General features: G+C 47.1%; 9 protein-coding genes. 4 read left to right on the top strand and 5 right to left on the bottom strand.

Going from position 1 to position 15,465, the window contains the following annotated elements:
* From AB5542_RS09080 to AB5542_RS09060, 5 genes are all read right to left on the bottom strand, one after another.
* Positions 1-2,409 (bottom strand): ABC transporter permease, encoded by a 2,409-nt coding sequence (locus AB5542_RS09080; protein WP_279038720.1) that lies wholly within the window; start codon positions 2,407-2,409, stop codon positions 1-3.
* A gap of 2 nt (positions 2,410-2,411) precedes the next feature.
* Positions 2,412-4,754 carry an FtsX-like permease family protein gene (locus AB5542_RS09075; protein WP_279038721.1) on the bottom strand — a complete coding sequence of 781 codons (2,343 nt, stop codon included), beginning with the start codon at positions 4,752-4,754 and terminating at the stop codon, positions 2,412-2,414.
* 2 nt (positions 4,755-4,756) lie between these two features.
* Positions 4,757-7,144, bottom strand: coding sequence for an ABC transporter permease (locus tag AB5542_RS09070; protein WP_279038722.1), 2,388 nt, complete (start codon positions 7,142-7,144; stop codon positions 4,757-4,759).
* A gap of 38 nt (positions 7,145-7,182) precedes the next feature.
* Positions 7,183-8,433 (bottom strand): efflux RND transporter periplasmic adaptor subunit, encoded by a 1,251-nt coding sequence (locus tag AB5542_RS09065; protein WP_279038723.1) that lies wholly within the window; start codon positions 8,431-8,433, stop codon positions 7,183-7,185.
* Positions 8,434-8,623: 190 nt separating this feature from the next.
* Positions 8,624-9,973 carry a TolC family protein gene (locus tag AB5542_RS09060; RefSeq protein ID WP_279038724.1) on the bottom strand — a complete coding sequence of 450 codons (1,350 nt, stop codon included), beginning with the start codon at positions 9,971-9,973 and terminating at the stop codon, positions 8,624-8,626.
* 245 nt (positions 9,974-10,218) lie between these two features.
* Between AB5542_RS09060 and AB5542_RS09055 the strand changes: the two genes are divergently transcribed.
* The 4 genes from AB5542_RS09055 (at position 10,219) to AB5542_RS09040 (ending at position 15,364) form a co-directional block, all read left to right on the top strand.
* Entirely contained in the window at positions 10,219-10,905 is a 687-nt protein-coding gene (locus AB5542_RS09055; RefSeq protein ID WP_087422109.1) for an ABC transporter ATP-binding protein, read from the top strand.
* Between the two features lie 75 nt (positions 10,906-10,980).
* Positions 10,981-12,651, top strand: coding sequence for a TlpA disulfide reductase family protein (locus tag AB5542_RS09050; RefSeq protein ID WP_279038725.1), 1,671 nt, complete (start codon positions 10,981-10,983; stop codon positions 12,649-12,651).
* A gap of 13 nt (positions 12,652-12,664) precedes the next feature.
* A complete protein-coding gene (locus AB5542_RS09045) occupies positions 12,665-14,026 on the top strand; it encodes a sigma-54-dependent transcriptional regulator (protein WP_279038726.1) in 1,362 nt (453 codons plus the stop codon).
* A 9-nt stretch (positions 14,027-14,035) separates the two neighbouring features.
* Positions 14,036-15,364, top strand: a complete 1,329-nt coding sequence (locus tag AB5542_RS09040) for a sensor histidine kinase (RefSeq protein WP_279038727.1) — start codon at positions 14,036-14,038, stop codon at positions 15,362-15,364.
* Positions 15,365-15,465: the final 101 nt, after the last annotated feature.

The raw sequence follows: 15,465 nt of genomic DNA, 5'->3' as shown, positions 1-15,465 counted from the left end.
CTATTCAGTTTTAAGGGTATCTATTGGGTTTTGGCGGGCGGCCTTTCGAGTCTGCCAAGTTGTGATGGCGAGGACTACAAAGACGGAAGTGAGGAAAACAAATATGAATAATCCCGCATGGATTTCTACTTTGTAAGCGAATCCTTTTAACCATTCTTTCGAGGCATAGTAAGCAACGGGCAGACCTATAAAACAGGCGAGAAGAACTCTTGCGAAGAATTGTTGATTAAAGAGTTGCATGATCTGCCATTCGGTAGCCCCGTTTACTTTACGTAGGGCGACTTCCCGAGTTTTACTTTCAACCATGAAAGTAGAGAATGCGAAAATACCCATGCCACCAATGAGGATAGTTATGAGGGCGAACAAGATGATGAGTTTTACAACGGCGATATCTTTGCCGTATAATTCTGAAAAATTATATTCTTCACATTTAAAAACGGTATTGGGGAATTTCTCTTGGAACATTGCCCGGATGTAACGATATACGTTTTGGAATTCTCCCGTTTGGTAGTGAACGATCATCGTGGAGGATATTTGAGGGAATTCGTACATGATGATTGCAGGTTCCGTGTATTTGTATAGCGGGAAATACTGGAAATCGTCCACGACCCCCACTATTTTGAGAGGGCACTCATGATCCCATAAGTTGAGTATGGTTTCCAACGGGTGTTCTAGTTGAAGAGCTTTCACGAGAGACTGGTTAACGATAGCTTCTCGGATATGGTTGGGACGGATTCTTGCAAATTCTTTCAGATCAATAGGATAGTTATACTTTTTTAGGCATCGGCCTTCTTGAAGTTGAATTTGGTATGTATCGATATAGTCAGCATCGCCGAGAATGATACGAGCTTTAATGGTTTTCTCCGGTTGGTTAGGTATTGAGATCGATTCGGCCCTTTCGTAGCATGGGAGGGGGTACCCATTACTGGCGTTAAGTATGGCAGGGTGATGTTGCAGTTCTTGTTTTAGGGTTTCGTATCGAAATTCATTGTCCGGCCAGTAAAAATATAAGATGTTTTCCTGATTAAATCCCAAATCCATGTGTTGCATGTAGTTCATTTGCCTTGATACTACGAGGGCACTGAAAAGGAGGGCGCTGAAAATTGTAATTTGTACAATTGTGAGTATTTTTTTTATATCCTTATACCCGGGAGCAGGTTGGATGGCCTGTTTGAGTCCGTTATGGTTTAATCTTCTATGAGTGTATAAGTGTAATACAAATCCGGTTAAGAACATGGCGAAGAAGACAAGTAAGAGGAATCCCGCGAATTTTTGAAAGGATAGATGAAACCAATACGGGTGTTCCGGAGAGAGAATTTCTATGATGTACGGGTGCAACACGTAAGCGAGTGCGAAAGATAAAAGTAAGGCACATAGAGTGTGAATACCAATTTCCAGCGATAACTGGTGTCGTATTGTCCGGTTGTCGGCTCCGAAACATTTTTGTATGCCCATTCGGGTAATATTTTTATTTATTTGGGCCGTTTTGATCATGATGTAGTTGCCTAGTGCCAAAAATAGGATCAGTAAAATAATTCCATAGAGAAGGAGAGACAAGGATATTTGGCCTCGTAAAATGGCCTCGGGATGAAGGTGGTTTGAATGAAAATAGATGTCTGTTAGGGGTTGTAATTGGCATCTGTATTCATTGGCTTTCAAGTAAGAGTTGTTTTTTTCGATCATTTGAGGTATCATTCGCTCGATGACGGAGATGTCTGCTGTTGATGCAAGTTGAAGATAGGTATAGGAGGAACAACATCCCCAATAGAGTATATCCCTATTTTTTGAGATGACTCGACTGTCAATAAAAATGTCGGATTGAATGGAAGAATTTGCCGGTAAATCTTCGATCACAGCTACAATCCGGGCTACACATCCGTGGTCTTTTTCGGAATCCAAGTCTTTGATGAAGACAGTTTTATCGATAGGATTTTGGCCGCCGAAGTGCTGTTTTGCGTAGTTTTGGGTGACGACGATCCAATTTAATACTGTGCTGTCGATTTTTCCTTGTATAATTGGGAAATCAAACATTTGAAAGAAATTTTCATCTATAAAAAGACTTTTGGGAATGGGGATATACTCTTCCGTCTCGTTGTTTTTTATTCCGTAAGAGTTGCTGGGCATAATTCTGGTGTAATTGACAATGCCGGGGATTTCCTGTTTGGCATAAGGACCGATTAGGTAGGCGGTAAGACTTTCCCACTCCTTGGATTCTAGGTATTGGTTAGTAATCCGGTAGATGTTTCCTGCATTGGAATGAAACTTGTCCATTGTCCATTCCGTGATCACGTGATTCGAGATCAATAACGTGATGGAGAAGGCTATGGCCAACCCCACGATATTGATGACGGTGTATATCTTGTTCTTTTTCCAGTTGCGGAGGATAATTTTGAAATATTGTTTAAACATGACTATTCGGTTTTAAGGGTATCTATCGGGTTTAGTGTTGCGGCATACCAAGATTGGCGAATCACGGTAATAATGCCTATCATAATTACGAACAATATACTCGTGATAAAAATCCACGGGGATAACTCAGCCCTGTACACGAATTGCGAAATCCATGCGTTAGCTAAATACCAAGCGATTGGAATACCGAGAAGTGAGGCCCAGATCATCCATTTCACAAAACGTCCGCACACGAGCAGTACGATTTGCTTTTCGGTTGCCCCGTTGACTTTCCGCAGGCAAATTTCTTTTGTCCGACATTCCACCGAATACCACGCTAACCCGAATAATCCCATGCAAGAGAGTAGCATACTGATCCATGTGAATACGGAAACGATTCGTGCCGTCCGAAACTCTTCCTTGTGTATATCCCTGTAAATCTCGGTCAAAGAGGTAAAAACCAACGGTGATTCATCAGGAGCGATCGTTTCCCACAAGCTCTGCATCCGGGCAATCGTGGCCTCAACCTCTCCCGGTCGGGTTTTAATCACCGAGCCTCTGGCGTTTACCCAGTCATCCGTCTCCCGGATGATAATTAACGGTTCGACCTCGTTTGTGACGTGATCAATAGCGTAATCCTTGATGACTCCGCAAATTACGAAGTCCATCCCGTCATGTGAAAAAGATTGCCAGACTGGGTTTTCGATCTGTTTCTTTCTGATCAGCGATTCATTCACCAGCACCTTGTGGATCGAAACATCGGTAGCATGACACAAGGAATCCCCTGCCACGAGTTCGGCGTGATAAAAACGGAAAAAGCGTTGATCCATCTTTAGCGTGTTGGCATTAAACTCCCGGTTAGCGATGGCCCCGTTCATGAGCGGGAGGGTAGAGGTGTAGTCAACAACTTCCGGTAGCGTGATCACTTGTTCCTTGAATATCTTCCACGAATGTTCGTCGGGAATATATTCGTGTTCTATGGAAACAATCGATTCCGCATCCGGGCGAATGTGTGTGATATATTCGGTCTGCCCTTTTATCGTGAGGAAAAGGGCCAGTAAAATGATTGAAATTGTGAATTGGACAACAATGATTCCGGCAATCAGCGAGCGATGAAACGTGTAATTTTTCCTTAGAATATCGGCCAGAGCCACCCGTTCCGCTTTGTACAGGATATAAATTGACGGGAACAGGATCACGGCGACAAGGGTATAGAAAATGATCGGTAGCGTTTCTCCCCGGAACAGATCGACAAAAGCCAGCTTGGAATCCATAAAGGCATTAAACGTCGGTAACACCGTGTAAATCAATGCCAGTGAAATAACGAAAGCAAAGCCTACTTGGAGTGCCGTTTCTTGAATCACCTGCCACCGGATTTCGTTCCGGGAAGCCCCGTGTATCAGTTGCTGGCCGGAATAAAGCAAACGCTGGAACGACCGGGTCATGTTGATATTCACGTGATTAAAACAAGCGATAATCAGAATAAGTAGTGCGATATACAGGCTGGTTTGCAACTGTTTATAATCCCGGTACCTGAAAAGTCGGTTCTCTGAATAATCTTTCGTGTAGTACGCCTGTTCGATGGGGAGCAGGAAAAGCGGGGTGGCGTTTTCATCCTTTTCTTGCAGGGCGGATAGATCACTTCCCGCTTGCACTTGCACCACGTTATGATACCACGAAGTACTGAAAGGTTGTCGGGCAATCTCTTCCGGGGATAACCCGAAAAGAAGCTCGTAATACAGGACACTTGGTTGGCGATCGTCAATGACTGAGGTGATCGTGTAGTCTTGATTGACTTGTTGTTGTGAAACCCCGTAACCGTCCCCGTTCTTCACGAATACATCTTTGTAGGTTTCGAGCGTGAGAACCTCTCCCGCCGGGTTTTCCTTCCCGAACGTGTGGAGGGCAAAACTCCGGGTTATCGCGATCTCCAAGGGATGCGATAAAGTTTGTTTTAAATTCCCGCTAATCATTTCCGGCTGGAAAAGCGTGTCGAAACCGGGAGTTACTTTATAAGCGTTATCAATCTCCAGCTTGTGCTTTCCTCGGTGCATGACGACAAATTCTTGTCGAAAAGTGCAGTACCCCGTCACCTGCGGGTATTTCTCGTGTAGTTTTTGGGCAGCCCCGACCGGGGTATCGTACGTTTTCAGTTCCGAGTTGTGGTAAAAATTATCTTTCGTTTGCACCACGTAAAGCTGATCCTCTCCGGGCGTGGAATGTGCCGTTCGCCGTTCGTGCATGGCAAACCCAATCAGTAGCGTGCTGCACGTGAGACCGATAACCAGACTGAATGTCGAGATACAGGGATATATTTTGTTTTTACCCCAATGCCGGAATAATATTTTATATTGGAACATCCGCATGATCATTCGGTTTTAAGGGTATCAATCGGGTTTCGGCGTGTGGCCCGGCGTATTTGCCAGCCGGTGACGAGAACCACCAGTAGCAAAGTCCCCCCGATCACGCAAACGGTAATCCAAGGGCTTATCGTGACTTTATATGCGAAACCTTGCAACCATTGTCGGCAAATCAGATAGGAACAGGGAATCCCCACGACACAGGCGACCGCTACTTGCCCCGTGAAAATACGGTTCAGGTAAATCATAATTTGCCCTTCCGAGGCCCCGTTCACCTTGCGGAGAGCGATTTCTTTAGTCTTGCTCTCGGCGATGAAAACAGAAAAGGCAAGTACTCCCATGCCCCCGATCAATAGGGCGATGCCCGTGAATATATACACGAGATGTCCCAGCATGATTTCTCGCTCGTATAGTTCGGAATAGGGATATTCTTGATAGCTCATCAGCGTTTCCGGGTGACGGGTTTCGTGTAATTGTCGCAGGTAACGGATCATCTCGCTTCGTTTCCCTTCCCGGTACCGGACGATGAGGGTGAACGACACCCCCGGAAGGTCACTACCGATCATGACGGGTTGAATCGGTTCGTAGAGTGAACGGTAGTGGAAGTCCTGCACGATCCCCACGATTTGCATTTTGGCGGTTCCGTCACTCAGTAGCGTTCCGATCGGGTGACTCAATCCCATTTGCCGCACGAACTTCTGGTTCACGACAATCTCCACGACGTCCACGGGCTTACGGGAATAGATTCCCGGTGTCGTGACCTTCGTTTTGGCATCCCGTCCTTCCACGAGTTTTAACTGGTAGGTACGGAGGAAATCTTCGTCACACAAAAGCGAGTAGGATTGTATGCTTTTTTCCGGTTGCTCGGCCAAATGAATGTCCCAGTGCGCCCAGTTCCCGATCGGGAGCAAGGCTCCGCAACTCACGGCCAGCACGTCCGGGTGTTGCGACAACTCTTCCTTCAGGGACGTGATCTCGTAGGGATTCGGCCAATCGAAAGAAATCGTGTTTCGGTTATTGTAACCCAGCGGTTTATTTTGGAGATAATCGATTTGTCGGAGAAACACGATGGAGAAAAAAAGCAATCCGCAGAAGATTGTCAGTTGGGCAATCATCAGAATTTTCTTCAAATCCAGCGACGAGCGGGAAGAGGTAATCGTGTTTTTCAGTCCGGAAGAGTTGAGTTTTCGGCTAATATGCCCGTAAGTAATTCCCCCGATGCATCCGGCAAACAGCAGGAAGATGAGCAGGAAACCGATAACTTCCGTTCCGCCCAAATAAAATGGAAAGGGATGCTTGGGCGAAATGATTTGTGCGAAATAGGGATAAAAAATAAAGGTCAGCACGACCGTCAGGGCGAAGGCCGTCACGGTATATATGCCTATTTCCTGCAACACCTGCACGAAAATATTTCGATTACTACTCCCGAAATGTTTTTGTATGGCAAACCGTTCTGCGTTTTTATCCGCTAGGGCTAGTTTGATGATGAGGTAATTACAAAATGCCAGCGACAGGATGAGTAAGAGGATTCCGAACAGAATCCAGTTAAAAGTTCCCGACCCTTGGGCAAAGGAGAGGTCAAAGTCCTGTATGTGATCCGAGTGCAGGTACATTTCCCGTAACGGTTGTAACTGCAATAGCTCCTTTTGTTCCCGAATATAATCAGACTCCCGGTATTCAATTTGAAGTAATTGCTCTTCAACTTTTTGGACATCTGCCCCGTCGGTTAATTGAATAAACGTCTGCACGGCGTTTCCCATGTTGTACCGGAACGAATGTTCTATCACGGAAAAATCCAGAATCACGTCGGCTTGAATGGATGAACGGGGTGGCATATCCTTCATGACCCCGGCAATCCGGAATGTTGAAACACTTCCACTCGTGTACAGGTTTTCCAGATATACCAGTTTCCCTATGGGATTTGCATCCTTAAAGTGACGTCGGGCAATACTTTCCGAAATCACCACCCAGCCGGGGTGTTCGAAGGCTTGAATACTCCCCGTCACGAGCGGGAACGTGAACATGCTGAACAATTGTCGGTCAGCGTACCCGCAGGAAATCCCGGTTTGATAATGATCGTCATTCTCCCAGCGAATTTTCATCTCCCGTGCCGTGATGATCCGGGTATAGTCAGTCACTTCCGGCAATTCCGCTTTGGCAATCTCTCCCAGCGAGCTGCAAACCTCTGCCCCCCAGTGGGTATTCCCGTCGGTTTGAACCGTGATCCGGTAAATGTGGTCAACATTCTCGTGGAACGTGTTTGTCTGCCACTCTTTTACCAGAAAAGTATAAATAAATACGGAGGCGGTGAGAGCCACGGCCAGCCCGATCGTGTTGATCACGAAATAGCCTTTCCGTTGAAAAATCTGACGTCCTACCAGTTTGAGATGATACATATCGTGTTATTTTTAGCCGTGTTGCAAAGTACAAAAAATCACTTGAAAATAAGTCGTTCATTGTCGCCAAACATTTCGTATCCCGACGTGATGATCTTTTCACCCGGTTCGAGTCCTTCCGTCACTTGATAATAACGGGGATTCTGTTTGCCGATTTTTATTTTTCGCCGGAAAGCCTCTGTTCCGTCGGGCGACAACACGTATATCCATTGTCCCCCGGTGCTTTGGTAAAAAGTACCTCTGGGAATCAGTATCGATTCGTCCGCCGCACCGAGTTGCAGGTTCAGATGGTACGTCTGTCCCGTCCGGATATTGGGAGGGACGGTAGTCGTGAACTCCAAGTCGGTCTTGAACTGCCCGTCCTTCACGTCGGGGTACACCTTGATCACCCCCATCTGGTAATCCTTCCCTTGTCGCTCTAACGTGGCGGTCAGCCCCTTGCGTACCCGGTCAATATAATGTTCGTCGATTTGTGTCATCACCTTGTAATTGTTCAGCACGTTGATTTTCCCGATCTGGCTGCCAGCCCCCACCACTTGACCGATCTCCACGTTCAGGTCGCTCAACTGCCCGTCGATCGGGGCGCACACGTTAAGCCGGGCATAGCGTTCCTGTGTCAGTCGCAGGTTACGCCGGGCATTCTCCATTTTTTGCTTGAGCATAATGACCTGTGAGTGGCGGCGAATGGAATCTTTCGTTTGTTTCTCTGTGATCAGCTCCCGGTTGTGGATGGCGTACTCGTAATCTTCCTTGGCCACGAGATACTCTTCCTTGGCGATCAAGTCTTCCTCGAAAAGTTGCTTGTTCTGCAAGTATTTTCGTTTCTTCCGTTCCACGTCAAGCTCCAGCGTCAATCGTTCCTGTTGCAGGTTCAGCTCTTCCCGTTCCAAGTCCAGCAGGCTATTCTGCACGGAGTTCTCTTCCTCGGCGAACCGATCCTTGCTATTCAGTATCTCCGTTTCCAGGTTCTTACTTTCGAGCCGGATAATGACCTCTCCTGCCTTCACCATTTCTCCCTCTTCCACGAGAATCTCTTTCACGTTTCCCCCTTCCTGCACGGTTAACTGCGAGAATGTCAACGGTTCCACGTTCCCCATGATTCGGATATAATCATGGAATATCCCTTGACTCACGTCCTCGATAGTCACTTTCTCCTTGTCCACCCGCAAAGCCGATTCGTGATTCCCGAACACGGCCCACCCGGCAAACCAGAGAATAAATATTCCCCCGATGAGGTAAGGTATATGTTTCCTCTTAATTCCTCTTTTTTGTTCTATTAGTCGATCCACGATGTTATTTTAGATTTAATTATTTTAGATTTTAGATTGAACTCCTCCGTCAGCTTCGCTGCCACCTCCTCTATAAACAGAGGAGGAGCTGGTGACTCTTCCCGAAAACAGGGAGTATTTCAACTCTCCCTCTGTTTATAGAGGGAGCACCCCGAAGGGGGGAGGGAGTTCGTTTTTTCATTTTCAATTTTCAATTTTCAATTTTCAATTGTAACGGTTTTCCTTGATAAAAATCAATCATTCTCTTCTGCATCACGTAGTCCAAGCGGGCTCGCAGCACGTCGTACTTTGCTTCGAGGAGGCTGTTGGAGGTCGTGTTCAGGTCGATGATGGTGATTAGTCCTTGCTCGTAACGTTTGCGGGCGGCGTTGTAGGAGAGGGTGCTGAAATTCTCTCGCTGAACGGCAATCCGGTAGCGCTGGGTGCAGGACTTCAAATCCTGCAGGGCTTGTTGTATCTCGTTATATAATGCTCGTTCCGTCTGTTGGTATTGTATCTTCGACGATTGATAATTGTGTTTGGCTCTTTGGAGACTGGAACGGCGGCTGAGACCGGAGTAGAAGGGAATACTCATACCGATGCTGAACCCTTTCCCGATCTGGTTTCGGTCCGTGATTTGCGAGAAGAAATCCCCCGAACGCTGGTCACTATAATTTCCGAAAGAGATACTTCCGCTAATACTGATCGAGGGATATAACCCGGCTCTTGCCGAGTACACGCCGAGCTGTGCGGAACGGATTTGGTAAGCGGCCAGTTTGATTCCCGGCAATGTTTGGAGTGCTTGCGAGAAAACCTCTTCGGTCTTCAACTCGTGGAGTTCCGGGTGAACTTCGGAAACCGACTGGGCATCAATCTTTAATTCCTCTTCCGCGTTATAATTCATAATGTACTTGAGATTGGCTTGCGCGTTGAGACAATTATTTTGTGCCGTGATCAGCCGGAACTCCACGGAGGCTTGTTGCGCCTGCATCTCGAAAAGATCGCTCTTCGGCTTTTTCCCTAACTCGTATTCCCGCTCAATCTTTTTGAGACGCAACCGGGAGTTTTCCACCTGTTCCTGCGTGATCCGAACCTCTTCCTCGGCATACAATAACGTGAAGAAAGCATTCATCACCTGTATGGCGATCTGGTTGGCTTGGTTCTCGGTTTCTTCCCATCCCATCAGGCGGCTTAACTTGGTAGCTCGCAGGCGATTGATATTACTGAACCCGGCAAACACGGTCAGGCTACTGCCTACGCCGAATCCCCCGACCGACATATAGCGGGTATTCGTGTACGTGTTCGTTTCCGGGTCAATCCCCCGACCGAAACTGTAACTAACGCCGGGAGAAATCCCGTTAACGGAGGGTAGGAGCGAGAGCGTGGCATCCCGCACGTCCAGTTTATCGTTTTTATTTTGTAGCTCCCGTTGTTGCATGGAAAGACTTTTCTCCACGCCGTAATCAATACACTCCTGAAGGCTCCATTCCCGGTTTTGCCCGTTGACAAGCAAACCGGATGTTAAAATGCTCAATAGAATGGAATATTGCTTTAATATCATCATTTTTTGTTTTATCTTGCATCCAGAGGAACGAATGTCGTGCCAAAGTCGGAAAGTGTTTGTTTTCAGTTGTATAGAGGAAAATGGGGAAGAACGGGATGTCAAAAAATAAGACACGATTGTCTAATTATTTGACACGTGATATGAAGTACATTTTGGTAATGTATTGATAATTAGTGTAAAATACCTTTTGGCATGATAATGGTACGTTCAACGTGAAGTTTTACTCGTAAATAGATTGAATCATGATAAGAATTGAGCATTTAAGTAAAGTATTTCGTACTGAAGAGGTCGAAACAACAGCGTTGAACGATGTGTCCCTTCACGTGAAACAGGGAGAATTCGTGGCCATTATGGGACCTTCCGGTTGTGGTAAGTCAACCTTATTAAACATCATCGGTTTGTTGGATAACCCGACATCCGGGAATTATTATTTCAACGGGCAGGAAGTCGGGCATTTAAAAGAGAAACAGCGGACGCAGGTTCGCAAGGGGAACATCGGTTTCGTGTTCCAGAGTTTTAACTTGATTGACGAGTTGAATGTCTATGAGAACGTGGAATTACCCTTGATCTACCTGAAGAAAAAGGCGTCGGAGAAAAAGGAACTGGTCACGTCGATTCTCGACCGGATGAACATTAGTCACCGGGTCAAGCACTTCCCGCAGCAACTTTCCGGGGGACAACAACAGCGGGTTGCCATTGCCCGTGCCGTCGTGGCAGGGCCCAAGCTGATCCTTGCCGACGAGCCGACCGGAAACCTCGATTCCAAAAACGGGGCGGAAGTCATGAACCTATTGACCGAGCTGAACCAAGAGGGAACCACCATTGTCATGGTGACCCACTCCCAGCATGACGCCTCGTATGCCCACCGGGTGGTTCATCTCTTTGACGGGCAAATCGTGACCGAGTTGGAAAACCGGGAAATTCTCTGATTTAAAATAGAACGATTACCCTCCGGAAAAATTTGGACGAGACGGGAAGAATTAAAAACCAAAAAATAACAATTTATGAAAGGTAAAAGCTTGCTCTTCGGATTATGCTTGTGTCTCTGGACATCGTTGGGATGGGGACAACGAGTGATTGAAGTCCCGTGGTACGAGACAACCAACACGTATATGTTTGATATTATAAAAATGGAGCTGACCGATAAGGCGACAATTATCACGGGACAAGTGAAGTATTTACCTAACGAGTGGTTTCGGGTTGTGGGGCGCACGGTATTAAGAGGGGAAAGTGGTAAAGAGTACAAGCTCTTAAAAGCTGAGGGGATCAAGCTGAATGAACAGGTATTTTTACCGGAATCCGGGCAGATGACTTTTCAGCTCTATTTCGAACCCGTGAATGCCGGGGAGAAAAAGGTGGATTACGTGGAGGGGAACCATGAAACGGACTGGCGGATTGGGGGAATCGTGTTGGATGAGAAACCGCAAAAGCTGGAAAAGGGGAGCGATTGCCTGATCCGGGGGAAGGTGCTGGGACACCCGTCGAGCTATCGATTAGTGTTGATGGGATACGAGGATGATGATCGGATTCAGGAACCATACGCCATAATACCTGTTCGAAACGGGAAGTTCGAATACGTGTGCCAATTAGGAGAGAGCAAAATGTACTGGTTCGTGTTTACCGACGAACTGGCAAAATCTTCTTATCGTCCGGTAAGTTTTTTCATAGAACCGGGGGAAGTCGAGATCACGATTCAGTCGGAAGATGCCTATACGGATTCGGAAACTCGTGGAAAAGAGGTCAATGAGCTGTATCAACGTTATCAGCAATTGAGAGAAGAGCAATTTCATTTTAGCACGATATATCGTCAATATGATTCATTGAGAGAGCCTGCACTTTATTATACGCCTAGGGCCTTGGAATTGCATGAATTGATGTCTCAAAATTACGAGAATAAACAAAAGTATGATAGTTTGGATGCTATTTACCAGCAATTAAAGAAGGAGAACAAAGAGTGTACCCCTCAAGCAATAGCGTTGAACGAAAAATATAAAAATTTAAGGAAAGAAGAGCAGAAATGGAAAGAGGGATACATGGAAAAGTATCCGTCGGTGGCGACCTACTTCCTGTTGATGGATGATTTAAGACATTGGGTAGATTACCGGGTACATGGTTTTCCCGAAGAACTTGAGATTTTGTCTTTTAAAGACTTGCCGCGTCTGGAAAATATGTATTACACCATCTATAAACCCATGTTCCCCAAACATTCATACACGGGGTTAATCGCTACCATGCTTCAGTCATTAAAACAGATCGAAGTGGGTGGACATTACATCGACTTCACCGCCCCGGACTTCGAGGGGAATCCCGTGACTTTATCCGAGCAGATAAAAGGAAAGGTAGCTTTGATTGACCTGTGGGCCTCTTGGTGCGGCCCGTGCCGACGGTCGGCGAAAAGCATGATTCCCGTGTATGAAAAATACAAATCCAAAGGTTTCACGATAGTCGGGGTTGCCAGAGAAAAGACGGTGCAGACGGCGAAAGCCGCGGCCCTTCAAGATGGCTACCCGTGGTTGAACCTCGTGGAACTCAACGATGCCGGGAACATTTGGTTTAAATACTGTGTCGGTAATTCCGGTGGGGGAACTTTTTTGGTGGACCGGGACGGCAAAATTTTAGCCATCGGTCCGTCATCTGAAGAAGTGGAGCGTATTTTAGAAAAAATGTTGGAGTAGAAAAACAAGATATATGGCGAAACAGGGAACCATACTGGTCGTGGACGATAACAAGGCCGTGCTGAACGCTTTGGAGATGCTGTTGGCAGGAGTGTTCCGGGAGGTAATCACGATCAGAACCCCGAACCAGATCGAGGCAATCCTCGAATCCGGTCGGGTGGACGTGGTATTGTTAGATATGAATTTCTCGGCGGGAATCAATACCGGGAACGAGGGACTTTACTGGTTGGCGAGAATCAAGGGGTATGCCGCGGAAATCCCCGTGGTTTTGTTCACGGCTTACGCGGACATTGATCTGGCGGTAAGGGCCGTGAAGGAAGGAGCGACAGACTTTGTTGTCAAGCCGTGGGATAATGCCAAGCTCGTGGCAACCCTGTTGGCGGCGTATCGTCTGCATGAATCCCGACGTGAGGTGAAACAACTCAAAGCAAAGGAAGAAGTGCTGAAAGGGCAGCTTTCCCCGGAACGAACTGTCGTGTGGGGTGAGTCGGATGCCATGCGTCGGGTACGTCAATTGATTGAAAAAGTGGCGGTCACGGATGCAAACGTGCTGATTACCGGGGAAAACGGTACGGGAAAAGAGATCGTGGCAAGGGAAATTCATGCCTTGTCGGGGCGGAAAGGGGAGGTGATGATTTCGGTGGATATGGGAGCAATTACGGAAACCCTTTTCGAAAGTGAGTTGTTCGGTCATGTGAAGGGGGCTTTCACCGATGCGCGGGAAGATCGTGTCGGGAAATTCGAGGCGGCAAACAAGGGTACGTTATTTCTGGATGAAATCGGAAACTTGTCATACGCCCTGCAATCCAAGTTACTGGCAACCCTGCAAAGCCGGAAGGTGATCCGCGTGGGATCGAATAAACCGATTGATGTCAACATCCGTCTGATCTGTGCCACGAATAGCGACTTACCCCGGATGGTCAAAGAAGGTACTTTCCGGGAAGATTTACTTTATCGCATCAACACGATCCACGTGGAAGTCCCCCCGTTACGGGAAAGAGGGAATGATATTCTGTTACTGGCAGAGGCCTTTTTACGGGACTACGGCAGGAAATACCGGAAACCCGATTTGTCCTTTTCCGGCGAGACCCGGCAACGGCTGTTAGGATATTCATGGCCGGGAAACGTGCGGGAATTACAGCACACCGTGGAAAAAGCCGTGATCATGTGCGATCGGCAGGTACTTACCCCCGAAGATTTCCTGTTCAAAAGCGAGCCGGGCGAGATAGCTCCCTTGGAAACCCTCGAGGATATGGAACGGGAGATGATCCGCAAGGCTTTGGAACGGCACGAGGGCAATTTGTCGGCTGTCGCGTCCCGGCTAGGAATTACCCGGCAAACCCTGTATAACAAGATGAAAAAATTCAATCTGTAAGAATAAGATATGGTAAGAAACATCACCTCGCGGGTATTGGCGTATTTGTTACTTCTGATCGTTTTGGTCGTGGCGACCTGTTATTTCTTGTCGGAAGAGGAGTATATTCCAGGGATTGCCACGTCAATACTCGCCGTGGGGTGTTGCTTTCGTATCGTGTGGAATATTCGCTCTGTGAACCGGAAACTGGCTTATTTCTTTCAAGCCTTGGAGAACGATGATTATTCCATTCATTTCCCGGAACACGACGGTAGCCATTCCGAGCGTTTCCTGAACGGGGTGCTGAACCGGATCAAGGATATTTTGCAGAATACCCGCTTGGAGATACAGCAACGGGAGCAATTTTACGAGTTGATCATAAACAGCGTGAGTTCCGGGATAGTGGCATTGGACGAACGGGGATTCGTGACGCAGAATAATCAAGTTGCCTTAAAATTGCTAGGCTTAGAGATATTTACACACGTCAACCAGTTGGAACGAGTGTCTCCGGCCTTAAAATTGCTGGTGACGGAAATCCGTCCCGGAGAGAGTCGGCGGGTGACTTTCACAAACGAACGGGGTTCCGTGCAATTATTGGTCAGTGCCTCTCGCATCTTGTTAAGAGACAAGCCCATCACCCTGTTAGTTATGAATGACATCGAGAACGAACTCGACGAGAAAGAAATTGATTCTTGGGTACGTCTGATCCGGGTGTTATCGCACGAGATCATGAACTCGATCGCCCCGGTAACCTCTTTGAGCGACACGTTACTTTCCATGCACTCTGACCCTGAAATCACTCCCGATGACTTGAAACGCAACACGGAAAACGGGTTGAAGGTGATCAGTGAAACGGGCAAAGGGTTGATCTCTTTCGTGGAATCCTATCGTAAGTTTACCCGCATTCCTCGGCCTGAGCGGGAATTGATCAATTTGAACGAATTTATCCAGCGGGCGGTGATCCTGAGCAGCACGGAACCGAATTTTCCGGAAGTCACGATCGACATTTGCATTGAGCCGGAAGACCTGAAGGTTTTTGCCGATCCGAACCTCATGGGACAAGTCCTTTTGAACTTGATGAAAAATGCGTTTTACGCTTTGCGGGGTAGGGAAGATGCCCACATCACCCTCTCGGCTGAGCACGGGCCGACGGGAAAGGTGCTGATCCGGGTACGGGACAACGGTCCCGGTATTCCTCCCGAAATCATGAACGAGATATTCGTCCCCTTCTTTACCACGAAAGAAGAGGGTTCGGGCATCGGGCTAAGTGTCTCCCGCCAGATCATGCGGATGCACGGCGGTAATCTAAAAGCTTCATCCATAGAAGGTAAAGAGACGGTCTTCACGATTATTATCTGAAAATGATGATTTGTTTTCGTTTGAAACCTTGTCGAGAATCAATGTATATCCGTTGAATTCGACAGGAAGAACATATCGTAGGAAAAATCTTCTGATTTAAG

This window comes from Butyricimonas sp. RTP31003st1_G1_RTP31003_210430 (assembly GCF_040920905.1).
GTDB lineage: Bacteria > Bacteroidota > Bacteroidia > Bacteroidales > Marinifilaceae > Butyricimonas > Butyricimonas paravirosa.
This window is presented reverse-complemented; position numbering and strand designations above follow the sequence as displayed.

Coding starts and splice junctions, on each gene's coding strand:
- AB5542_RS09070 (WP_279038722.1), bottom strand. CDS start 7,144: ATGTATCATCTCAAACTGGTAGGACGTCAGATTTTTCAACGGAAAGGC.
- AB5542_RS09075 (WP_279038721.1), bottom strand. CDS start 4,754: ATGCGGATGTTCCAATATAAAATATTATTCCGGCATTGGGGTAAAAAC.
- AB5542_RS09045 (WP_279038726.1), top strand. CDS start 12,665: ATGGCGAAACAGGGAACCATACTGGTCGTGGACGATAACAAGGCCGTG.
- AB5542_RS09060 (WP_279038724.1), bottom strand. CDS start 9,973: ATGATATTAAAGCAATATTCCATTCTATTGAGCATTTTAACATCCGGT.
- AB5542_RS09055 (WP_087422109.1), top strand. CDS start 10,219: ATGATAAGAATTGAGCATTTAAGTAAAGTATTTCGTACTGAAGAGGTC.
- AB5542_RS09080 (WP_279038720.1), bottom strand. CDS start 2,409: ATGTTTAAACAATATTTCAAAATTATCCTCCGCAACTGGAAAAAGAAC.
- AB5542_RS09040 (WP_279038727.1), top strand. CDS start 14,036: ATGGTAAGAAACATCACCTCGCGGGTATTGGCGTATTTGTTACTTCTG.
- AB5542_RS09050 (WP_279038725.1), top strand. CDS start 10,981: ATGAAAGGTAAAAGCTTGCTCTTCGGATTATGCTTGTGTCTCTGGACA.